General features: G+C 67.2%; 20 protein-coding genes. 4 read left to right on the top strand and 16 right to left on the bottom strand.

Going from position 1 to position 21545, the window contains the following annotated elements:
* Position 1: 1 nt before the first annotated feature.
* Complete coding sequence (gene mutA / locus BST42_RS16425) at positions 2 to 1852, bottom strand: methylmalonyl-CoA mutase small subunit (protein WP_083120378.1); 1851 nt, start codon at positions 1850 to 1852, stop codon at positions 2 to 4.
* A 142-nt stretch (positions 1853 to 1994) separates the two neighbouring features.
* Here mutA and BST42_RS16420 point away from each other — a divergent pair, with 142 nt between their 5' ends.
* Positions 1995 to 2699, top strand: a complete 705-nt coding sequence (locus BST42_RS16420) for a TVP38/TMEM64 family protein (RefSeq protein ID WP_083120521.1) — start codon at positions 1995 to 1997, stop codon at positions 2697 to 2699.
* 23 nt (positions 2700 to 2722) lie between these two features.
* Here BST42_RS16420 and BST42_RS29095 read toward each other — a convergent pair whose 3' ends face one another.
* The 3 genes from BST42_RS29095 to BST42_RS16405 all read right to left on the bottom strand — a co-directional run bounded on the left by BST42_RS29095 (position 2723) and on the right by BST42_RS16405 (position 5421).
* On the bottom strand, positions 2723 to 3376 hold the full coding sequence (locus tag BST42_RS29095; protein WP_237159469.1) for a hypothetical protein: 654 nt from the start codon (positions 3374 to 3376) through the stop codon (positions 2723 to 2725).
* A gap of 392 nt (positions 3377 to 3768) precedes the next feature.
* On the bottom strand, positions 3769 to 4974 hold the full coding sequence (locus tag BST42_RS16410; protein ID WP_083120376.1) for an SPFH domain-containing protein: 1206 nt from the start codon (positions 4972 to 4974) through the stop codon (positions 3769 to 3771).
* Positions 4975 to 4986: 12 nt separating this feature from the next.
* A complete protein-coding gene (locus BST42_RS16405) occupies positions 4987 to 5421 on the bottom strand; it encodes an NfeD family protein (RefSeq protein WP_083120375.1) in 435 nt (144 codons plus the stop codon).
* A 77-nt stretch (positions 5422 to 5498) separates the two neighbouring features.
* On the opposite strand from BST42_RS16405, the gene BST42_RS16400 reads away from it, so the two are divergent.
* Positions 5499 to 6359: an Rv1486c family protein gene (locus BST42_RS16400; RefSeq protein ID WP_083120520.1), complete on the top strand. Its 861-nt coding sequence runs from the start codon at positions 5499 to 5501 to the stop codon at positions 6357 to 6359.
* Here the strand turns inward: BST42_RS16400 and BST42_RS16395 are convergent.
* From BST42_RS16395 to BST42_RS16355, 9 genes are all read right to left on the bottom strand, one after another.
* Complete coding sequence (locus tag BST42_RS16395; protein ID WP_083120374.1) at positions 6328 to 7383, bottom strand: ferrochelatase; 1056 nt, start codon at positions 7381 to 7383, stop codon at positions 6328 to 6330. The two genes, BST42_RS16400 and BST42_RS16395, sit on opposite strands and share 32 nt — an antisense overlap.
* A 10-nt stretch (positions 7384 to 7393) precedes the next feature.
* Entirely contained in the window at positions 7394 to 8200 is an 807-nt protein-coding gene (gene inhA, locus BST42_RS16390) for an NADH-dependent enoyl-ACP reductase InhA (RefSeq protein ID WP_083120373.1), read from the bottom strand.
* 64 nt (positions 8201 to 8264) lie between these two features.
* Complete coding sequence (fabG1, locus tag BST42_RS16385) at positions 8265 to 9029, bottom strand: 3-oxoacyl-ACP reductase FabG1 (RefSeq protein WP_083120372.1); 765 nt, start codon at positions 9027 to 9029, stop codon at positions 8265 to 8267.
* A gap of 63 nt (positions 9030 to 9092) precedes the next feature.
* The gene (locus tag BST42_RS16380; RefSeq protein WP_083120371.1) at positions 9093 to 10100 is read right to left on the bottom strand and encodes a VWA domain-containing protein; all 1008 of its coding nucleotides are present in this window, start codon (positions 10098 to 10100) and stop codon (positions 9093 to 9095) included.
* Complete coding sequence (locus BST42_RS16375) at positions 10097 to 11041, bottom strand: DUF58 domain-containing protein (protein ID WP_083120370.1); 945 nt, start codon at positions 11039 to 11041, stop codon at positions 10097 to 10099. Before BST42_RS16375 ends, BST42_RS16380 begins: the two co-directional genes overlap by 4 nt.
* The gene (gene moxR1, locus BST42_RS16370) at positions 11038 to 12156 is read right to left on the bottom strand and encodes a chaperone MoxR1 (protein WP_083120519.1); all 1119 of its coding nucleotides are present in this window, start codon (positions 12154 to 12156) and stop codon (positions 11038 to 11040) included. The genes BST42_RS16375 and moxR1 overlap by 4 nt, the downstream gene beginning before the upstream one ends.
* Positions 12157 to 12286: 130 nt before the next feature.
* Complete coding sequence (ripB, locus tag BST42_RS16365) at positions 12287 to 12979, bottom strand: NlpC/P60 family peptidoglycan endopeptidase RipB (RefSeq protein WP_083120369.1); 693 nt, start codon at positions 12977 to 12979, stop codon at positions 12287 to 12289.
* 14 nt (positions 12980 to 12993) lie between these two features.
* Positions 12994 to 14451 (bottom strand): NlpC/P60 family peptidoglycan endopeptidase RipA, encoded by a 1458-nt coding sequence (gene ripA, locus BST42_RS16360; protein WP_083120368.1) that lies wholly within the window; start codon positions 14449 to 14451, stop codon positions 12994 to 12996.
* A gap of 192 nt (positions 14452 to 14643) precedes the next feature.
* Positions 14644 to 15207, bottom strand: a complete 564-nt coding sequence (locus BST42_RS16355) for an Rv1476 family membrane protein (RefSeq protein ID WP_083120367.1) — start codon at positions 15205 to 15207, stop codon at positions 14644 to 14646.
* 187 nt (positions 15208 to 15394) lie between these two features.
* On the opposite strand from BST42_RS16355, the gene acnA reads away from it, so the two are divergent.
* Positions 15395 to 18220 carry an aconitate hydratase AcnA gene (gene acnA, locus BST42_RS16350; RefSeq protein WP_083120366.1) on the top strand — a complete coding sequence of 942 codons (2826 nt, stop codon included), beginning with the start codon at positions 15395 to 15397 and terminating at the stop codon, positions 18218 to 18220.
* Between the two features lie 7 nt (positions 18221 to 18227).
* Positions 18228 to 18797, top strand: a complete 570-nt coding sequence (locus tag BST42_RS16345; protein WP_083120365.1) for a TetR/AcrR family transcriptional regulator — start codon at positions 18228 to 18230, stop codon at positions 18795 to 18797.
* Here the strand turns inward: BST42_RS16345 and BST42_RS16340 are convergent.
* The 3 genes from BST42_RS16340 to BST42_RS16330 form a co-directional block, all read right to left on the bottom strand.
* Entirely contained in the window at positions 18784 to 18972 is a 189-nt protein-coding gene (locus BST42_RS16340) for a helix-turn-helix domain-containing protein (RefSeq protein WP_036345465.1), read from the bottom strand. The genes BST42_RS16345 and BST42_RS16340 overlap by 14 nt on opposite strands.
* A gap of 96 nt (positions 18973 to 19068) precedes the next feature.
* Positions 19069 to 20697 (bottom strand): ABC-F family ATP-binding cassette domain-containing protein, encoded by a 1629-nt coding sequence (locus tag BST42_RS16335; protein WP_083120364.1) that lies wholly within the window; start codon positions 20695 to 20697, stop codon positions 19069 to 19071.
* A gap of 18 nt (positions 20698 to 20715) precedes the next feature.
* Positions 20716 to 21537: an enoyl-CoA hydratase gene (locus tag BST42_RS16330; protein WP_083120363.1), complete on the bottom strand. Its 822-nt coding sequence runs from the start codon at positions 21535 to 21537 to the stop codon at positions 20716 to 20718.
* Positions 21538 to 21545 lie beyond the last annotated feature (8 nt).

Here is a 21545-nt window from a genome sequence, read left to right as displayed (position 1 = left end):
ATCAGGCCCCCAATCGGGTGAGCAGGGACGAAAGTGCTTCGACCGCATCGATTTTTGCGGTCAGATAGCCGTCGGGTTTGTCGGTCGCATCCGCGACCGCCTTCTCCGGACCGGCCAGGTAGATCTGGTCCAGGCCCGCAGCCCGCGCTGCCGCCACCACATCCGAGACGTCGGTGCCGTAGCGCGCGTCGGTGCCACAGAGCACCGCGACCGAGGCGCCACTGTCGGCGACGGCGGCGGCAACAGTTGCGGCGTCGACGGTTCCCGGGTTGACGGCTTCGATCCCGCCGGACGCCAGCAGGTTGGCGGCGAACGTCGCACGGATGTTGTTCTCGGCCAGCGGGCCGAGCGGCAGCAACAGCACCTGCGGGCGCGCACCGGTGCGGTCGAGGAAGGCATCGGAGCGGTCCCGCAGTTCTTCGAACCCGGCCGCGTAGCGCCGGACGGCGTCCGATGAACTGTAGTGCGGCAGAGGCGGTTCGGCGAGGTTCGGGAATTCGTTGACCCCGGTGACCGAGGTGCGGCGGTGGGCGATGTCGTCGGCTCGGCGTGCCCGCACCTGCTCTATCTGCTCGGCGACATGGTCGACGGCAGCGCCAAACCCGCCCCGGGACTCGATGTCCTGGAAGTGCGACCAAGCTTGCGCGGCAAGATTTCCGGTGAGGTCCTCGACGTACCACGAACCGCCCGCCGGATCGAGCACCCGCCCGACATGCGACTCCTCCAGCAGCAGAAGCTGGGTGTTGCGGGCGATGCGACGGGCAAACCCGGCGCTGATCCCGGGGAAACCGCTCGGGATTGCCACGTCGAACGGCAGCACTGCCACGGTGTCCGCTCCCCCGACCCCGGCGCCGAAGGCCGCCAGCGTGGTACGGAGCATGTTCACCCACGGGTCGCGCTGGGTCATCATCGGCAGCGAGGTGACCGCATGCACGGTCGCGGCGCCACTGTCGGGGTGGCCGAGCACATCGGCGATTCGGGCCCAGAGTTGGCGGGCCGCACGGAATTTCGCGATCGTCAGGAACTGGTCGTCGTCGGCCACCAGCCGGAAGCTGATCTGGCGCAACGCATCCGATACCTCGACGCCCGCGTCGGCCAGAGCCCGCACGTACTCGACCGCCGCCCCCAGCGCACCGGCGAGTTCCCAGGCGGCGTTGGCGCCGCGGTTGTGGAACGCCGGTCCGTCGACGGTGATCGCGCGCACGCCCGTGTTACCTGCCACGCCCGCGGCGACGCGAGTGACCTCATCAAGGGCCGGTGCGGGTGCGCCGCTGAGCGCCGCGGTGAGCGGGTCGGCACCAAGGTCGATCGACATCGTCGCGCGCTGGACGTCGTCTGCGCCGGCGATCAGGGTCAGCACCGCATCGGCGGCGGCGGCGAACTGCGCTCCGGCATCGAGGATCACCGGCGCCAGCTCGAGGAAGACCCCCTCCAGCAGCCGGTCCAGGTCGGCGGGGGCGACGCCGGAGTCACCGACGCGCAGCACCAACGCGCTCACTCCGTCACCGAGGGCACCCAATACTGCGGCGTTGCCGTCGGCGATCTGGCCGGAGGCTCCAAATATCTCGGCGACTTTCCACCCGGCGATGACGTCACGGTGGGCGTCGCCGCCGCGGACGAACGGCCAGTTGCCGGGCAACGGCGGTTCGGGCAGCGCGTCGAGTGCGGTGTAGAGCGGCCGGATCGCGAAGCCCTCGTAAGTGGCTGAGTCCAGCAGCTTTTCGGGCTCGGCGGGCAGATCCGCCGGGTCCTTCCGGCTGCTCTTGGCCAGCACGCCGGCGACCGCGGTGCGCCAGCGGGCGCGGCCTTCCTCAACCTCTACTGACACCGGCAACTCCTGTTGTCGCAGCATGGGGCAGCCCGTCGCGGGACCAGCCATCAGACCATCAGGCTAAATGATCACTTCAGCCGTGACGTGGCCGACTATGGCTACCCGTCGGTAACCGGCGTCGCACTCGGCGCGTTCTGACACGAGGGCCGTAACCTTGGTGAACGTGACGTCGAAGACCCGCAGCACGTGGCGCAGCGTGCGCTCAGCGGTGATCGCAACGGCGCGCCAGGTCTCCCGGACGCGGATGGTCGTCACCGCGGTCGCCGCTGTGATTCTCGTCGCAGTGGTGGTGCTGGTGCCGCTGCCGACCGCGGTCCAGCTGCGGGACTGGGCGACGTCGCTCGGCGTCTGGTTCCCGCTGGCCTTTTTCGCCGCCCACATCGTCGTCACGGTGTTCCCGTTCCCGCGCACAGCGTTCACCCTGGCCGCCGGCCTGTTGTTCGGTCCCGCGTTGGGCGTGGGGATCGCGGTGGTGGCCAGTGCCCTCAGCGCGCTGCTCGCGCTGCTGCTGGTGCGTGCCCTCGGCTGGCAGTTCAGCAAGCTGGTCAGCCATCCGGCCCTCGAGTCGGTGGATGCCCGGCTGCGCGCGCGCGGCTGGCAGGCGATCTTCTCGCTGCGGATGATCCCCGCCGTGCCGTTCTCGGTGCTTAACTACGCCGCCGGCGCGTCGGCCGTGCGGGTGATGCCATACCTGTGGGCGACACTGGCCGGTTTGATCCCCGGCACCACCGCCGTGGTCTTCCTCGGTGATGCCCTCACCGGCAACGTCAGCCCGCTGCTGATTCTGGTGTCGGTATGCACCGCGGCCGTCGGCATCGCGGGCCTGGTCTACGAGGTACGCACCCATCGGAGGGCGCACGCCGAGTAGTGCGCGGTAACTGCTGCCGAGTGCTAGGTGTGCGCTATCGCAGTTGACCGACCGCGAAGAATGTCTTCGATCCGATCCAACAGTTGGGTCGGCTCAGCGTTGGCGCCGTCGTGCCACGTCACGAGAGCGCCGTACAAGTTGATCGGCTCGACCGTCAATTGCAAGCCGAGCATCACTGTCTGCGGAGCGTCGGTAGTCGAATCGTCAGAGCGGTAGGCGATCTCGACCTGCAGAGCTTTGGCTCCGCTGACCGAGTTCGCAATCCACTTGGGCGTGATTGCCTCGATCTGATCTCGCGTGAGCTCCCCGGGACGGATCTTGGGGTCGGCAACCCTGATGGTCAACGTCGACGGCGTGAAACGCAGCGAGCATCTGTTCCACATGCGGAAAGTGGCATAGGTCGCGAGGAGCGTCGAGAGGAGAAGGAGTATGCCGACGAATCGAAGCCACACTGGATATCCCCGAGAAAAACTCGCGACAATGCCAACGAACCCACCCAATGGCAGACCGATATTGAGCAGAAACGCATTCCCCTCGTACCACGGAATATAACGACAGATGATGGCATCAGGTGAACGTGTCACACCCGGGCGGACGATTCGGCGCTTGCCGATCGCCACAGCGATCGCTGCGAAGCCCCACAGCAGCGACAAAAACCAGGGCGCTCCCTTAAGCACGAGAACCACCGTGGCTACACCGATCAGGCCCCCAATGCAGTACCTGGACGCCGTCCTCCAGCGACCAGCCATCCCACTACGTTCCATCTCGGCCACCACCTATTGGTGCGCTTGTCGGGGTGCCACCCCCTTGGCGATCCACCACACCCATGCTCAGCCAGATATCTTCCAGATTGGACGGTGAATCGCGCATTGCGGTCACCGTCAACTGGGCGATGAGCGTCTCGTCGGTTGTTGTTGTGATCTCGGAACGGCACAGACTCCGGACGGTGCCCAAATCATCAGCGAGTTCCAGGACAAGCATCCCTGTAACGCCGGCGCCGGCCATCGTCCGGTTGATTTCACGCTGTGTCTCTCGGTAGACCGGACAGCGTCGCGCCGGGGGCTCAGACCTACTGCGGCTCGGAGCCGTGCCGGGGGGCGTATTGCGGATCGGCCGGCGGTGCCTGTTGCTCGGACAGCGGTGGATACACCGGAGCCGCGCCGACGGCCGGCACCGAGGTGCGCGCCTCGGCCTCGGCCTTGGCCACCGCCTGCGCGATCGCGGGGTCGGTCTTGGTGTCGAACCAGTCGGCGACCTCGTCGGAATCGTCGTCGGCCTTGGCCGGATGGTCGTCGACCGGCGACGGCGTGTACCGGAACACCCCGTCCTCGCCGGGTGCGCCGAGCATCTTGGTGAACCCCTGCAGCGCCGAGCCGAAGTCGCTGGGCACCAGCCAAACCTTGTTGGCCTCGCCCTTGGCCATCTGCGGCAGCGTCTGCAGGTACTGGTAGGCCAGCATCTCCGGGGTGGGCCGGCCTGCTTTGATCGCGGCGAACGTCTTCTCGATCGCCTTGGCCTGGCCCTGCGCCTGCAGGTAGGACGCCGCCCGCTCACCCTGGGCCCGCAGGATGCGGGACTGCCGCTCGGCCTCGGCAGCCAGGATCGCGGCTTGCTTGGCACCTTCGGCCGCCAGGATTTGCGCCTGCTTCTGACCCTCGGCCTGCTTGATCGACGCCTCCCGGCTTCCTTCCGCGGTGAGGATCATCGCGCGCTTCTCGCGATCGGCGCGCATCTGCTTCTCCATCGAGTCCTGGATGGAGGGCGGCGGGTCGATGCTGCGCAGTTCGACCCGGGCCACCCGGAGGCCCCAGCGTCCGGTGGCTTCGTCGAGAACCCCGCGGAGCTGCCCGTTGATCTGGTCACGTGATGTCAGGGTCTGCTCGAGGGTCATGCCGCCGACGACGTTGCGCAGCGTGGTGGTGGTCAGCTGCTCGACACCGACGATGTAGTTGCTGATCTGGTACACCGCCGCCTGCGGGTTGGTGACCTGGAAGTAGACGACGGTGTCGATGTTGACGGTCAGGTTGTCCTCGGTGATCACCGGCTGCGGGGGGAAGGACACCACCCGCTCGCGCAGATCGACGCGGGCACGGACCTTGTCGATGAACGGAATCAACAGCGTGAGCTGCCCGGAGACCGTCTTGCTGTAGCGCCCGAGCCGCTCGATGACGGCCGCCTCGGCCTGCGGGATCAGGGCGACCGACTTGGCGACGACGATGATGGCGAACACCACCAGCACCGCCAACAGAACCAGACCGGCTATGGCACCGTCCATGACGAGTTCTCCTTACTCGTTGCGCCAGACGACCGCGGTAGCACCGTCGATGTGCATGACAGTGACGTGGTCGCCCGGCTCGTAGACATCGTTGTCGTTGAAGGGTCGCGCCGTCCAGATTTCGCCGTCGAGTTTCACCTGACCTTCATGGCGCGCGACCCGGTCGAGCACCAGCGCGCTCTTGCCTTCCAGCGCCTTGACCGGTTCGGGCAGGCCTTTGCCGGCCGTGAACTTTCGTCGTAGCGCCGGGCGGACGAGGGCCAGAAGTACGACCGAGACCACTAGGAACACCGCACCGTCCGCCCACACCGGCCAGTCGAGCAACCAGCTGGACCCGGCTGCGGCCAATGCGCCGCCGGAGAGCATCAGCAGGAACATATCGCCGGTCAGTGCTTCGGCACCGGCAAGGCCCAGCGCGAACACGAGCCAGATCAGCGCCGCGGGCATAGTGCCAGGGTACGCGGACGCCGATCCCGCGGTTGCGGAAAGCCGGTTCGGTGCCGAACCACTACACTGCGAGCATCATGTGGTGCCCTAGTGTTTCGCTCTCCGTCTGGGCCAATGCCTGGCTCGCCGGCAAGGCCGCACCCGACGACGTCCTTGACGCGCTATCAGCCTGGGCGCCAACGCATTCGGTGATCGCCTACGATTCGGTGGCGGCTGGCCATACCGGTCTGCCGTGGCCTGATGTCGACGATGCGGGTGCGGTGTCGCTGCTGCAGACGCTGCGCACGGTCGCCGGCCGCGCGCTGGATGCCGGGCCGCCGGCGATCAGCGTGGCGCTGCCGGTGCCCGGCGACGTCCGCGGCCTGGCGGCGGGAACCCAGTTCCAGCGCGACGCGCTGTCCGCCGGTGAGGCGATCATCGTCACCAGTCCGATCGGCGACACCATCGGTCTGGTCCCCGATTTCGAGTACGACGACACCGACGACGAACTGCCGGACTGCGATCGGCATCCCGAACTGTGCTCGTTGTCCTGGACGGTGTACTCACTGCCGTCGCGCCCCGTCGTGGATCACCTCGACCTCGGTGAGGCGGAATATGGTCTGCGGTCGGCGGTCCGGTCGGCCGCCGAGGCGCTGGGCGCGCTGCAACTCGGTGCCGCGGGCGGCATCGACGATCCGCGCGGTCTGGTCGAGCAGGTGCTGGAGACCGGTCGCCACCACCGGGCCCCCGATCACGCTCCGACGCGGGCGCTGCGGGTGCTCGAGAACGCCGCGCACGTCGACGCGATCATCACGGTCAGTTCGGGACTCATGCCGATCGGCACGCAGAGCGCGTCGGAGGCTCAGATCGCCAACGATGCGCTGCGGCCACTGGCCGCGGTCGTGCGCTCGGCACGGATCGCCGCGGTCACCGCGATCCTGCACTCGGCCTGGCACTGACCTCACATGCGGGCGTGCAGAACGCTCCGTTGACGCTGCAGCCGTACCCCGGAACAGGTTGAGCTCCGGCCACTCTGGTCGGTTCGCGGTCGTCGCGCACTTCGTCGACGAGGTCGAGGACCAGCTTCGCGAACCGGCGCTGGGCATTGGGTGTCGAGGCCCGCGCCAACGCGACACCGAGGCCCTCGGCCTGCTCGCGCAGTTCGCTGTCCAGATCCCACACCACCTCGATGTGGTCGGCGACGAAGCCCACCGGGCAGACCACCACGGCTTTGGTACCCGCTTCGGCCAGCGCCGAGAGGTGATCTCCCACATCGGGTTCCAGCCATGGCACCTGCGGCGGGCCGGACCGGGACTGCCAGACCACGTCATAGTCGTCGTAGCCTGCCGCGGCGGCCACCAGCGAGGCGGCGTACCGGACCTGGCGGGCATACAGGTCCGGGCCGCACCGATCGGCGGCCCGCACCGGTATCGAATGCGCGGTGAACACCAGCCGGGCGTCGGCCCGCACCGGGTCGGGCAGCGTCGCGGCCGCCTCCGCGATGGCGTCGGCGAACATCGCCACCAGCAACGGGTGGTCGAAGAACTGGCGCATTTTCACCAGTTCCGGAGCATCGTCACCGACCGCCGCACGGGCTCGGGCGATGTCCTCCTGATATTGCGTGCACCCCGAGTATCCGCCCCACGCCGAGGTGGAGAACACTGCGGCTCGCCGCACACCGTCGGAAGTCATTGCGGCGACGGTGTCTTCGATCATGGGATGCCAGTTGCGGTTGCCGAAGTACACCGGCAGCTGTTCACCACGCTCGGCGAGTTCGGCGCGGATCTCCTCGATCAGGGCGCGATTGATCCCGTTGATCGGCGAGACGCCGCCGAAATGCAGGTAGTGCTCGGCCACTGCGGTAAGCCGCTCGGGCGGTATCCCCCGGCCGCGGGTGACGTTCTCCAGGAACGGCATCACCTGTTCGGGCCCCTCCGGGCCACCGAACGACAGGATCAGCAGCGCATCGAATGTGGTGGGCACGATGGCGGAACTAGAGCAGCTGGGTGCTGGCGCCGCCGTCGGCGAAGATGATGGTTCCGGTGGTCGCGGGCAGCCAGTCGGACAGCAGTGCGCACACGGTCTTGGCGACCGGCGTCGGGTCCTTCATGTTCCAGCCGAGCGGGGCACGCTGATCCCAGCCCTCCTCCAGCAGCTGCATCTGCGCCCCGGCCTCCTCGCCGAGCGCACCGCCGACGATGGCGCTCATCGCCAGGGTGCGGATCGGGCCTGCCGCAACGAGATTGGAGCGCACCCCGACCTTGCCTGCTTCACGGGCGACGAACCGGTTGACCGACTCCAACGCGCTCTTGGCGACCGTCATCCAGTTGTAGGCCGGCATCGCGCGGGTGGGGTCGAAGTCCATGCCGACGATCCCGCCGCCCGGATTCATAATCGGCAGAACGGCTTTGGCCAGGGAAGCGTAGGAGTACGCCGAGATGTGAATGCCCTTGGCGACGTCCTCGTACGGGGCGTCGAAGAACGGGTTGATACCCATGCCGGTCTGCGGCATGAACCCGATGGAGTGCACCACGCCGTCGATCTTGTTGCCTTCGCCGATCACCTCGGTGATCCGGCCTGCCAGCGAATCCAGGTGCTCCTGGTTCTGCACGTCGAGTTCGAGCAGCGGCGCCGGGTTCGGCAGCCGGTCGGCGATCCGCTGGATCAGCTTCATCCGGTCGAAGCCGGTGAGCACCAGCTCGGCGCCGGCTTCCTGCGCCACCTTGGCGATGTGGAATGCGATGGATGAGTCGGTGATGATCCCCGTGACGAGGATGCGCTTGCCCTGCAGAAGTGTCATGCGAAAGTCCTTATCTCCTAGTGCCGCTGTGCGCCCTGGGGCCTAATGGCGTGCGCCCTGGGGCCTAGTGGCCCATACCCATACCGCCGTCGACGGGGATGACCGCGCCGGCGATGTACCCGGCGTCCTCCGACGCCAGGAAACTGACCGCTCCGGCCACATCCTCGGCGGTGCCGACCCGCTTGGCCGGGATGAAGTCCAGCGCGCCGGCCTGGATGCGCTCGTCGAGCGCGCGGGTCATCTCGGTGTCGATGTAGCCCGGCGCCACCACGTTGGCGGTCACGCCGGCCTTGGACAGTTCGCGGGAGATCGACCGGGCCATGCCGATCAGGCCGGCCTTGGCGGCCGCATAGTTGGCCTGGTTTCCGATCCCCCACATGCCGGACACCGAACCGATGTAGATGATCCGGCCAAAACGCTTGCGCTGCATGCTGCGCGACGCCCGTTGCGTCACCCGGAACGCTCCGGTGAGGTTGGCATTGATGACCTCTTGGAACCGTTCTTCGGTCATCCGCATCAGGAACGCGTCTTTGGAGATGCCCGCGTTGGACACCAGCACCTCCACGGGTCCCTGGTGTTCCTCGACCTCGGTGAACGCCCGGTCGATGGCCGCGGTGTCGGTGACGTCACACTCGACGCCGAACAACCCCTCTGGCACCCCGGAGCCGCGGTGGGTGACGGCGACCTTGTGCCCGTCGGCGGCCAGCCGCTTCGCAATCGCCAGGCCGATACCCCGGTTTCCACCGGTGACCAGGACGGAACGTGAGACAAACGGCGGTTTGACGGCCGGTGCGGCGTCAGCCGATTCTGCGGCAGCGGTTTCGGACATGGGAGTCAACTTAATGCCTGCCGTCGGCCGGACCGAAATCCGCCACCGGCGATTTCACCGAAATCAGCCCGGCAGGCGACGGTTGACCAGCAGTGCGGTCAGCGCCGCGAGCGCCAGGACCAACGCGCCCAGCCGCAACCAGCCGGTGCTGGCGTCACCCTTGGTGGTCTCGTAGCCGATCTGATCCTGCAGCGAGGTGAAGACCTCCTTGAGCTGCTGCAGGCTCGATGCGGTGTAGGCGTTGCCGCCGGAGAGCTCGGCGATCTTCTTGAGCATGTCGTCGTCGACCGGGACCGGTTGGCGCTGATCGTTGATCTCCACGTAGCCGTACGGGGTGCCGAACGACACCGTGGAGATCGGCACGCCCTGATCTTTGGCGGTGCGGGCGGCGGTGAACGCGCCCTTGGGGTTGTCCGGGTTGGACGGCACGGTCTCCTTGCCGTCGGACATCAGCACGATGCGCGCCGGCGGCGGGGTGTCACCGCCGCCGATGACGGCGCCGACGGTGGCGATCGCCTGCAGCGAGGTGAAAATCGCCTCGCCGGTGGCCGTGCGGTCGGCCAGCTGCAACTTGTCGATGGCGTTCTTGGTGGCTTCCCGGTTGGTGGTCGGCGACACCAGCACGGTGGCGGTGCCTGCGTAGGCGATCAGGCCCAGGTTGATGCCCGGGGTCAGCTGGTCGGCGAACTGCTTTGCGGCCTCCTGCGCCGCGGCCAGCCGGCTCGGCTCGACGTCGGTGGCGCGCATCGACTGCGAGACGTCGATGGTCAGCATCACCACCGCGCGGTTACGCGGGATCCGCACGTCGTGCGTCGGTCCGGCCATCGCGATCGTGAGCAACACCAGCGAGGCGATCAGCAGGATCGCCGACAGGTGCCGCCACTTGTTGGGCCGTTTGGGCGCAACACTTTCCAGCAGCTCCATGTTGGCGAAGCGCAGGAATCGCTTCTGGCGGGCGAACTGCACGACGACGTAGAGCCCGACCAGTCCGGCGATGACGAGCAGGAACAAGAAGAACCACGGGTGTTCGAAGCCGCCAAGCGTCATCGGCCCGAGCAACGGCAAGGTCATTGGCTGCCCGCCAGTGCACCGCGGCGACGGGACGCGACGAACCGAACGATGTCGGCGATCCAGTCGCGGTCGGTGCGCAGGGTCATCAACGGCGCGCCGCAGCGGCGAAGGGTGCGCGCCACTTCCTCGCGATGCACCGCGGCGGCGCGGGCGAAGTCGTCACGCAACTGCTCGTCGATGGTGAATTCACGGGTGACCCCGGACTCGGTGTCCTGCAGGATCACATCCCCGACCGGGGGCAGTTCGACGTCACGCGGGTCGAGCACCTCGATGCCGAGCACCTCGTGGCGCGCAGCGATCGCGCGCAGCGGCCGCATCCAGGTGATCGGCCCGAGGAAGTCACTGACCACCACGGCCATCCCCCGCCGGCGTTCGGGCCTGCGCAGGGCATCGATGGCCGCGGCCAGATCGCCGCGGACGCCGGCCGGGGCCTGCGGCATCGTGGCGATCGTGCGCAGCAGAGTCTGCTCGTGCATCCGGCCGGACAGCGCAGGCACCCGGGTGATCTTGTCGCCGTTGGCGATGATCGCGCCGATCCGGTTTCCGCCGCCGCTGTTGAGGTAGGTGATCGCCGCCGCGGCGGCCACCGCCAGGTCGCGTTTCTCGCAACCGGTTGTGCCGAAGTCCAGGCTGGCCGACATGTCCACCACCAGCCAGGTCTCCAGCTCGCGGTCGGCGATCATCTGCCGGACGTGCGGGTGGGTGGTGCGGGCGGTGACCGACCAGTCCATCCGGCGCACATCGTCACCGGGCTGGTACATCCGCGACTCACCGGGCTCGGAGCCCGGGCCGGGGATCAAACCGAGATGGTCACCGTGCAGCACCCCGTCGAGCTTGCGTTTGACCGTGAGCTCGAGGGTCCGCAGCGCCGCCGACAGCTTGGCGTCACCGATCTCACCGCGCTGAAAGGACGGCGGGTGGACGGTTTCGGAGTCGCTCACCGACCGTTGGCACCCGCCCCGGCGGGAACCACCGGCGGCGCCGAATGCCCTTGCTGCGGAACGGCATTGACCTGAGGCAGCGCGACGGTTTGCAGGATCCGGTTGATCACCGTCTCGGCCTTGATGTCGTCGGCCAGCGCGTCGTAGGTCAGCACCAGGCGGTGGCGCAACACGTCGGGGATGACGTCGATGACGTCCTGCGGGATGACGTAGTCACGGCCGCGGACCAGCGCCAGCGCGCGGGACGCGGCGATGATGCCCAGCGAGGCGCGCGGCGAGGCGCCGAACGCCACCCAGGCCTTGACGTCGGGCAGACCGAACTGCTCGGGTCGCCGCGTCGCCGTGACGACCCGGACCACATAGTCGACCAACGCGTGATGGACGAAATTGTTGGCCGCGACGTTCTGCAGGCGCAGCAGGTCACCGGTTTCGAGGATCTGCTTGGGCTCCGGCGGGGTGACACCCATCCGGTAGATGATCTCGCGCTCTTCTTCCGGCGAGGGGTAGTCCACGTTGATCTTGAACAGGAAGCGGTCGCGCTGGGCTTCCGGCAGCGGGTAGACACCCTCGTTCTCGATCGGGTTCTGGGTCGCCATCACCAGGAACGGCTTGGGAAGTTCGTAGGTTTTTCCGCCGATGGAGATCTTGCGCTCGGCCATGACTTCCAGCAGCGCCGACTGCACCTTTGCCGGGGCGCGGTTGATCTCGTCGGCCAGCAGGAAATTCACCACGACGGGGCCGAGTTCGATGTCGAATTCCTCGCGGCCCTGGCGGTAGATGCGGGTACCGATGATGTCGGTGGGCACCAGGTCGGGGGTGAACTGGATGCGGGCGAAGGTGCCGCCGACCACCTTGGCGAAGGTCTCGACCGCCAGGGTCTTGGCGACGCCCGGCACACCTTCGAGTAGCACGTGCCCCTTGGCCAACAGGCCGACCAGGATGCGCTCGACCAATTGATCCTGGCCGACGATGATGCGCTTGACCTCGAAGATCGCCCGTTCCAGGGTGTTCACCTCGCCGGCCAGACCGTTACCGCCCGACGGCGGGGCGGCCGGGGCTCCGCTCGGCCCGGCAAACGATCCGGGGCCTGCGGGCGACCCACCTGGTGACGTCATCGACTTCCTCCACGAGCTGTTGGTTTTGGCGGGCACGCCGTGCCCTGCCACAACTATTCCAGGCGTTCTGAGATCCGTCGACGTGCCCCATTCGCTGGCGCGTCGAGTACGGAGCCGGCCGGCGAGCGCGTCAGGTCTCGATGATGCGCGTCAGGTACGGAGTCATACCCGCCGTGCGCACCGGGCTGACGGTCACCTGTCCGGCCGCCGACGAGGCCTCGAGCATCTGTCCGTTGCCCAGATAGATGGTGACGTGCTGAGTACCGCCGGGTCCGTAGAAGATCAGATCCCCGCGCTTGGCCTGCGACGGCGGGATGTGCCTGCCGGCGTTGTACTGGTCGCCGGAGTACTTGGGAATCTGCACCCCTACGCCGGCGAAGGCGTACCGGGTGAAGCCCGAGCAGTCGTAACCCACCTTGCCGGCGTCTTCCTCCACGCCGGCACTGGGCCCGTTGATCGCGCCACCACCCCAGGAGTACGGCACACCCCGCTGCGAGGCACCGCGGGCGATGACGTATTCGATGGCCTGCGGTCCGCGCACCCGGCCGCCGGGCAGCGCGGACGGGCCGCCGCCGCCGAAGCCCAGACCGGACAGGAACTTGCGACCCAGGTCCATGGTCGCCTGAGCGGCCTGCTGAGTCACCTGCAGCGAGGCGTTGGCCATCGCGACCGGATCACCGGGAGCGCCCGCGCTCAGGATCTTGGGCAGCGTCGGATCCCACTCGCCCGGATCGGCATTGGCCGGGCTGGCGATGGCTAACCCCAGCGTGAGTGCCGTCAGGATCGTCCCGACGAAGAGCCGTCGAGAAGTGTTGCGAGACATGGGTGAAACTTTCGTCAGTATTCGATGTAGCGGACGACGAACGGTGTCATGCCGCTGGTGCGCACCGGTGAGATCTTGACGCTCGATCCGGTGTAAGGAGCCTCGAGCATCTGGCCCTGGCCCAAGTAGAGGGTGACGTGCTGGCTGCCGCCGGGTCCGTAGAAGATCACGTCGCCGCGACGCATCTGTGACGACGGGATCTTGCGGCCCATGTTGTACTGCGACCCCGAGTAGTGCGGCAGCTTGATGCCGACGCCGGCGAATGCGTAGAGGATCAGACCGGAGCAGTCGAAGCCGACGGTGCCTGCCCCGCTGTCGATTCCGTTGCTGGGCCCGGTGGCGGTTCCACCGCCCCACGAATACGGCACGCCCATCTGGGACATGGCCCGTTTGATCACGTATTCGGAGGCCTGCGCCCCGTACACGTACGGGATGGCGCCGTTGGTGATGCCGGTGTCGTCGGGCTTCAGGATGCCGAGCTTCTGCAGGAAGCTCTTGCCCATCTGTTTGGTCGCGTTCAGCGAGGACGACGAGATCTGCAGGACGGCGTTGATGATCTGGATCGGGTCGCCGGAGACGAAGGCGCTGGGCACCATCGGCAGGGTGGTATCCCATTCCGAGGCGCTGCCATAGGGCGGGACCACGCCCGCGTTCGGGGCCTTCGGCGAGCCGGGGGCGGCCGGATCCCAGCGATCCCCCGGGGTCGCCGGGCCGGTCGCCGCCGACTGCGGCACGGCCGCAGGCGAATTCGCCGGCGCCGACCACTGGCGGGCGGCGTCGAGCTTCTCCTGGGCCGTTTTTCGTTCGGCGGCCAGCCGGTTGATCTCAGCCTGCTGGTCGGAGAACGTCTGCTTGGCCGCGGTCAGCGCGTCGACCGCGGATTGCTGGCTGGCCTCAGCGTCGGCAAGGGCCTTGTCGGCGTTGTCCTTGGCCAGTCGGGCAGCGGACTCCTGGTTGATCTGCTCGGTGCGGGCCCGCTGCAGATCGGTCATCACCTGCTGCGAGCTGACCGCCAAGGTCTGCCCGGCCGACGCGGTGGACAGGATGTCCTCGGGGTTGGTCGCCATCACCAGCGACGCGGACGGACCGTTGATGTAGGTCGCGGCGGCGAACGTGTCAAACCGCTTCTGGGCGTCGGCAATTGCCGCGTTGGCGTCCTTGACGCCTTGCGCGCTGGCGTCCACCTTCGCGCTCGCGGCGGCCGCCGCGTCACGCGCGGTCTGGACGTCGACGAGTGCTTTGTTGACGCTTTCCTGCTCGGCCTGCACCTTGGCGCCGATGTCCTGCAGTCGCTGGTTGGCGTCGGCGACATCGGCGATCAGTCCCGCGATCGTGGTGGGTGCGGCACCGGGCTCGGCCTGGGCCAGTCCGGGCATCGTGAACGTCATGGCGACGCTGAGCGCCAGCGGGCCCACCGGCTTGGCGATCCGAATGGCCGGCCGGACAAGAGAGCCGCGAAGGGAACGTCTCATTCGACCCTGGTCTCCTCTGCTTCACACGTGCAGTCACGCCAGCAACAGATGTCACATGAGTCACATCATTAACAATGGCGACAGTTGCACCGTACGTCACATTTGTCGCAGAGGAAACTTCCGGCAAGAATTACATGTTTGTCATTTACGGGATGTTGCCGAAAAGTAATCTTATTGATTTGCCAGGGATGGCTATTTTCCCTGCTCAGATGCCATATCGCTAGGTTGCGAACGGCGAGCCCGAAGCTGCAGAACTCGGGTCAAAACAGCCGCTACAGCCACCCCGATCACAAGCGTGATCGTTAATCCCATCCAGGGAAAGTCGGGGGTTTGCAATTGGTCGACAAATGCCTGCGTACCGACCACCGGATTGGGTGCCGTCTTGGCCACGTCCTGACCCGCCTCGAGGATGACACGGTCGTACGTGGTGCTGTAGGTCCCCGCCCACCCGGGACTGAGGACGAGCACCGTCGAGTCGGGGCTGTCCTGCCCGATCTCGGTGGCGATATCGCGCAGAGGGGTGTCGATCGCCGGGCTCTTGTCCATCACGACGACCTTCAGATCGATGCCGTGCTCCTTGGCGGAGGCCACCACCTTCTGAAGGGCGGCGACATCGGCCGCCGGCGCTGCGACACCGTCGGCGGCCACATCTGCTTTGACCGCGGCGAGGCACTGGTCGACCGGAGTCGACGGGGCAAGCCCGGCACTGCTGCACACCTCCACCGGGATGAAGGTCGGCGCGTGCGGAATCGTCACGATCCGAAACGGTACCGTGCGCCCCAACCCCGGGGTGGCACCACGCGCCGGAGAAGACAAGACTGGGGGTTGGCCCGCTGGCCGTGGTGGAAACCCATCCACCCGCTTAGCAGGACAACCGTACTGTTAGTATGGAGGCCGGTGCCGACACAGCCCGTCGGCATCGAGGACAACGCCGGGAGTTGATGTGAGCAGCGAAAATTCGTCGAATTCGTCCCTGAACACTTTCGAAGCGCGCGACACGTTGAAGGTCGGCGACAACAGCTACGAGATCTACCGCCTCGACGCGGTTCCCGGAACCGAGAAGCTGCCCTACAGCCTCAAGGTGCTGGCCGAGAACCTGTTGCGCACCGAGGACGGCGCCAACATCACCACAGACCACATCAACGCGATCGCGAACTGGGATCCGTCAGCCGACCCGAGCATCGAGATCCAGTTCACCCCGGCGCGCGTGATCATGCAGGACTTCACCGGTGTTCCCTGCATCGTCGACCTCGCGACCATGCGCGAGGCCGTCGGCGATCTCGGCGGCAATCCCGATCAGGTGAACCCGCTGGCCCCCGCCGAGCTGGTGATCGACCACTCGGTGATCATCGACGTCTTCGGCAGCGCCGACGCCTTCGAGCGCAACGTCGAGATCGAGTACTCGCGCAACGGCGAGCGTTACCAGTTCCTGCGCTGGGGCCAGGGCGCCTTCGACGACTTCAAGGTGGTGCCGCCGGGCACCGGAATCGTCCACCAGGTCAACATCGAATACCTGGCCCGCGTCACCATGGTGCGCGACGGGGTCGCCTACCCGGATACCTGCGTGGGCACCGACAGCCACACCACCATGGTCAACGGCCTCGGCGTCCTGGGCTGGGGCGTCGGTGGCATCGAGGCCGAGGCCGCGATGCTCGGCCAGCCGGTCTCGATGCTGATCCCCCGGGTCGTCGGCTTCAAGCTCAGCGGCGAGATCCAGCCCGGCGTGACCGCGACCGACGTGGTCCTCACCGTCACCGAGATGCTCCGCAAGCACGGCGTGGTTGGCAAGTTCGTCGAGTTCTACGGCAACGGTGTTGCCGAGGTGCCGCTGGCCAACCGCGCCACCCTGGGCAACATGAGCCCCGAATTCGGTTCGACGGCAGCCATTTTCCCGATCGACGACGTGACCATCGACTACCTCCGGCTGACCGGGCGCAGCGACGAGGAACTGGCGCTGGTCGAGGCATACGCCAAGGCGCAGGGCATGTGGCACGACCCCGAGCACGAGGCCGCCTACTCCGAGTACCTCGAGCTCGACCTGTCCACCGTCGTGCCGTCGATCGCCGGGCCCAAGCGCCCGCAGGACCGCATCGAGCTCTCCGACGCGAAGTCGGCGTTCCGCAAGGACATTCACAACTACGTCGAAAACGGCAACCCCGCACCGCAGACCAAGCTGGACGAGGCCGTCGAAGAGTCGTTCCCCGCCAGCGACCCGGCAGTGCTGTCGTTCGCCGACAACGGTTCCGAGCCGCTGCACTCCGCGGCCACCGGCGCCGAAGGCAGGCCCACCAAGCCGGTCAAGGTCAGCGTCGAGGATCGTGGCGAATTCGTGCTCGACCACGGTGCGGTCGCGATCGCGTCGATCACCTCGTGCACCAACACCTCCAACCCGTCGGTGATGCTGGGCGCGGCGCTGCTCGCCAAGAACGCCGTCGACAAGGGCCTGACCGCCAAGCCATGGGTCAAGACGTCGATGGCTCCCGGTTCCCAGGTGGTCAGCGACTACTACGACAAGGCCGGCCTGTGGCCGTACCTGGAGAAGCTGGGCTTCTATCTCGTCGGCTACGGCTGCACCACCTGCATCGGCAACAGCGGCCCGCTGCCCGAGGAGATCTCCAAGGCCATCAACGACAACGACCTGACGGTTACCGCGGTGCTGTCCGGCAACCGCAACTTCGAGGGTCGCATCTCCCCCGACGTGAAGATGAACTACCTGGCATCCCCGCCGCTGGTGATCGCCTATGCGTTGGCCGGGACGATGGACTTCGACTTCGAGACCGACCCGCTCGGGAAGGACACCGACGGCAACGACGTGTTCCTCAAGGACATCTGGCCGTCGTCGAAGGACATCTCCGACACCATCGCCTCGGCGATCAACCAGGAGATGTTCAAGAAGAACTACGCCGACGTGTTCAAGGGCGACGAGCGCTGGCAGAACCTGCCGACGCCGTCCGGCAAGACATTCGAGTGGGATGCCGACTCGACCTACGTCCGCAAGCCTCCGTACTTCGACGGCATGCCCGCCGAGCCGCAGCCGGTAAGTGACATCACCGGAGCCAGAGTGCTTGCTCTGCTGGGCGATTCGGTCACCACCGACCACATCAGCCCCGCCGGCAACATCAAGGCGGGCACCCCGGCCGCGCAATACCTGGACAGCAACGGTGTCGACAAAAAGGACTACAACTCCTACGGGTCCCGCCGCGGTAACCACGAGGTGATGATCCGCGGCACGTTCGCGAACATCCGGCTGCGCAACCAGCTGCTCGACGACGTGTCCGGTGGCTACACGCGGGACTTCACCCAGGATGGTGGACCGCAAGCCTTCATCTACGACGCCGCGCAAAACTATGCGGCGCAGAACATTCCGCTGGTGGTGCTGGGCGGCAAGGAGTACGGCTCCGGCTCGTCGCGCGACTGGGCGGCCAAGGGCACCAGCCTGCTGGGTGTGCGTGCGGTGATCACCGAGTCCTTCGAGCGCATCCACCGGTCGAACCTGATCGGCATGGGCGTGATCCCGCTGCAGTTCCCGGCCGGTGAATCGGCCGCGTCGCTGAAGCTGGACGGCACTGAGGTCTTCGACATCACCGGGATCGAGGAGCTCAACAACGGCAAGACCCCGAAGACGGTTCACGTCACGGCCACCAAGGAGGACGGGTCGAAGGTCGAGTTCGACGCCGTGGTGCGCATCGACACCCCCGGCGAGGCCGACTACTACCGCAACGGCGGCATCCTGCAGTACGTGTTGCGCAACATGCTGCGGACCGGCTAGCTCCGACGTGCCCAGGGTCAGCGAGGATCATCTGGCGGCCCGCCGCCGCCAGATCCTCGACGGCGCACGGCGCTGCTTCGCCGAGTACGGCTACGAGCAGGCGACCGTGCGCCGGCTGGAGCAGACCATCGGTCTGTCGCGCGGCGCGATCTTCCATCACTACCGCGACAAGGACACCTTGTTCTTCGCGCTCGCCCGCGAGGATGCGGCGCGGATGGCGGAGGTGGCGGCGCGCGAGGGTCTCATCCAGGTGATGCGCGACATGCTGGCCGCGCCCGATCAATTCGATTGGCTGGCCACGCGATTGGAGATCGCCCGCAAGCTACGCAACGACCCGGTGTTTCATCAGGGTTGGGTGGAGCGCTCGGCGGAATTGGCCTCGGCGACCTCGGCGCGGTTGCGCCAGCAGAAGCAGGCGGGCCGGCTGCGCGACGACGTGCCGCCCGATGTTTTGCAGTGCTACCTGGACCTGGTGCTCGACGGACTGGTCGCGCGGCTCGCGACGGGCGAGGATCCCCAGCGACTTTCAGCAGTGCTGGATCTGGTGGAGGATTCCGTGCGGGCTACCGACGCGTGACGTGGTTGGGGCCACCGCGGCTGCGCATGGTGGTCCCGGACTCGCGTAACAGCGCGTGGATCGAGCCGTACGAACGACCCGTCGACGCCACCAAGGTGCGAATGCTCGCGCCGCCCTCGTAGGCGTTTCGCAGAGTATCCAGCAACTGGTCTCGAGCTTCGTTGGGCTTCCTCATGATCACCCTCCCCGGTAGATCCGCGCCGATAGGCATGAGCGTAGAAGCGTGGGTCGACGCGTTGGGGGGAATGACCGAAATCGTCTATGGCAGTTGTCAGGCGAGCTCGATGAGGTCCCGGTACTCGTCGGACCAGAAGTCCTCGGTGCCGTCCGGGAGCAGCACCACCCGTTGCGGGTCGAGCGCTTCGGCGGCACCCGGATCGTGGGTCACCAGCACGACTGCACCCTGATAACTGCGCAGCGCGTCCAGAACCTGTTCGCGGGACGCGGGATCGAGGTTGTTGGTCGGCTCGTCGAGCAGCAGCACGTTCGCCGTCGAGGCCACCAGACCCGCCAGCGCGAGCCGGGTCTTCTCACCGCCGGACAGCGTGCCTGCGGGCTGCTCGAGTTGTGGACCGGTGAACATGAACGCGCCGAGCAGGCCGCGCAGGTCCTGTTCGCCGGTGTCCGGGGCGGCGTGCCGGATGTTCTCCCACACCGTCGCGTTGTTGTCGAGAGTGTCGTGTTCCTGTGCGAAATAACCGATCTTGAGCCCGTGCCCCGGTTCCAGTCCGCCGGCGTCGGGAGTTTCGGTGCCTGCGATCAACCGGAGCAGCGTGGTCTTGCCTGCGCCGTTGAGGCCGAGAACCACGACGCGCGAGCCGCGGTCGATGGCCAGGTCGACGCCGGTGAACACCTCGAGTGAGCCGTAATTCTTGGTCAGACCTTTGACCACCAGCGGTGTCTTTCCGCACGGCGCCGGCGTCGGGAACTTGATCCTGGCCACCTTGTCGGCCACCCGCTCCGCGTCCAATTCGGCCATCATCCGCTCGGCACGGCGCAACATGTTCTGTGCGGCAACGGCTTTGGTGGCCTTGGCGCCCATCTTGGCGGCCTGGGCACGCAGCGCGCCGGCTTTCTTCTCGGCATTGGCGCGCTCCCGGCGACGGCGCTGCTCGTCGGTGGCGCGGGCGTCGAGGTACTTTTGCCAGCCCATGTTGTAGACGTCCGCCTCACCGCGCACGGCGTCGAGGAACCACACCCGGTTGACCACATCGGCGAGCAGGTCGACGTCGTGACTGATCACCACGAGGCCGCCGGTGTGGTTCTGCAGGAAGCCCCGCAGCCAGCCGATCGAGTCGGCATCGAGGTGGTTGGTGGGCTCATCGAGCAAGAGAGTGGTAGCCGAGCCGGATCCAGTATCGCTGGCGGCGAACAGGATCCGGGACAGCTCGACGCGCCTGCGCTGACCGCCGGACAGGGTGCGCAGCGGCTGGGTGAGCACCCGGTCAGGCAGACCGAGACTCGCGCAGATGCGTCCCGCTTCGCTCTCGGCGGCGTATCCGCCGAGCGCGGAGAAGCGTTCCTCGAGTTGGCCGTAGCGGCGCACCGCCTTGTCGCGGGCGGCCTCGTCGACCACCTCGGCCATCAACACCTGCTGCTTCTCCAGATCCGAGAGCAGGGTGTCCAGACCGCGCGCCGACAGCACCCGGTCCCGGGCCAGCACGTCGAGGTCACCTTCGCGAGGATCCTGGGGCAGGTACCCGATGTCGCCGGTGCGCACGACGGTGCCCGCGTAGGGCTCGCCTTCACCCGCCAGGATCCGCATGGTCGTCGTCTTACCCGCGCCGTTGCGGCCGACCAGACCGATGCGGTCGCCCGGCTGGATGCGCAGCGCGGGGCCCTCGGCGAGGAGCAGTGTGCGCGCGCCGGCGCGGACCTCCAGGTCCGTTGCGGTAATCACGCGCGCACTACTCCTCAGCTACTTGTCGTCGGTGAAGACCGGGGCGCGATTCTCGGCGCGCGCAGCGACCGCCTCTTCAAAGTTGGCGGTGAGCAGGCGCACATAAAGCTGCCCGAGGCCCTCGGCCTGCATATGCCCTTCTAGGCTACCGGCGTCCAGTCCACTCCACAGCGTCCGCTTGGTCAACTCGGTTCCGGGCCGGGAGAACGCCGCGATGCGCGCGGCGATCTCGAAACAGGCCGGCAACAGCTCGTCTTCAGGCACCTGGCGGGACACCAACCCGATCCGTTCGGCCTCCTGGGCGTCGACGTCGCGACCGGTCAGCATGATCTCGAACGCGCGCGACGAGCCGATCGCCCGGGGCAGCAGGTAGCTCAGGCCCAGCTCACTGGCGGTCAGCCCGTTGTTGATGCCGGCGGCGCGAAAGTAAGCGCCACCGGCCGCGACCCGAATATCGGCGGCCAGCGCCAGGCAGAGGCCGCCGCCGATCGCCGCGCCGTTGACCGCGGCGATGATCGGTTGGGGCAGCTTGCGCATGGCGAGGATCACATCGTCGAGGACCTGCATCGAGCGCAGACCGAACGACGGCCGGGTCAGCCCGGCGACGTGCGGCACCGAACCGGCGGACTTGTGGTCGGCTCCGGAGGAGAAGCCCCGGCCGGCGCCGGTCAGCACGACCGCGCGCACGTCGTTCTCGTGGGCGAGTTCGGCGAGGACTTCCCGGAGCGGCAGCATGACGTCGAACGCCATGGAGTTCATCCGCTCGGGCCGGTTCAGGGTTACCAGGGCGACGCCTGCCTGCGGTTTTTCGACGAGGACGAAACCAGAGTCACGAATCACCGTTGCAC

Origin of the sequence: Mycolicibacterium rhodesiae (assembly GCF_002086695.1) — a bacterium.
GTDB lineage: Bacteria > Actinomycetota > Actinomycetes > Mycobacteriales > Mycobacteriaceae > Mycobacterium > Mycobacterium rhodesiae.
The sequence above is the reverse complement of the archived record's forward strand: the minus strand, read 5'-3'. Positions and strand labels throughout refer to the sequence as shown.

Bases quoted from the DNA above. Each gene is read 5' to 3' on its own strand.
- moxR1 (WP_083120519.1), bottom strand. From the start codon at position 12,156: ATGACGTCACCAGGTGGGTCGCCCGCAGGCCCCGGATCGTTTGCCGGG.
- BST42_RS16400 (WP_083120520.1), top strand. From the start codon at position 5,499: ATGTGGTGCCCTAGTGTTTCGCTCTCCGTCTGGGCCAATGCCTGGCTC.
- BST42_RS16380 (WP_083120371.1), bottom strand. From the start codon at position 10,100: ATGACCTTGCCGTTGCTCGGGCCGATGACGCTTGGCGGCTTCGAACAC.
- inhA (WP_083120373.1), bottom strand. From the start codon at position 8,200: ATGACACTTCTGCAGGGCAAGCGCATCCTCGTCACGGGGATCATCACC.
- ripA (WP_083120368.1), bottom strand. From the start codon at position 14,451: ATGAGACGTTCCCTTCGCGGCTCTCTTGTCCGGCCGGCCATTCGGATC.
- fabG1 (WP_083120372.1), bottom strand. From the start codon at position 9,029: ATGTCCGAAACCGCTGCCGCAGAATCGGCTGACGCCGCACCGGCCGTC.
- ripB (WP_083120369.1), bottom strand. From the start codon at position 12,979: ATGTCTCGCAACACTTCTCGACGGCTCTTCGTCGGGACGATCCTGACG.
- mutA (WP_083120378.1), bottom strand. From the start codon at position 1,852: ATGCTGCGACAACAGGAGTTGCCGGTGTCAGTAGAGGTTGAGGAAGGC.
- BST42_RS16410 (WP_083120376.1), bottom strand. From the start codon at position 4,974: ATGGACGGTGCCATAGCCGGTCTGGTTCTGTTGGCGGTGCTGGTGGTG.
- BST42_RS16405 (WP_083120375.1), bottom strand. From the start codon at position 5,421: ATGCCCGCGGCGCTGATCTGGCTCGTGTTCGCGCTGGGCCTTGCCGGT.
- BST42_RS16340 (WP_036345465.1), bottom strand. From the start codon at position 18,972: ATGAGGAAGCCCAACGAAGCTCGAGACCAGTTGCTGGATACTCTGCGA.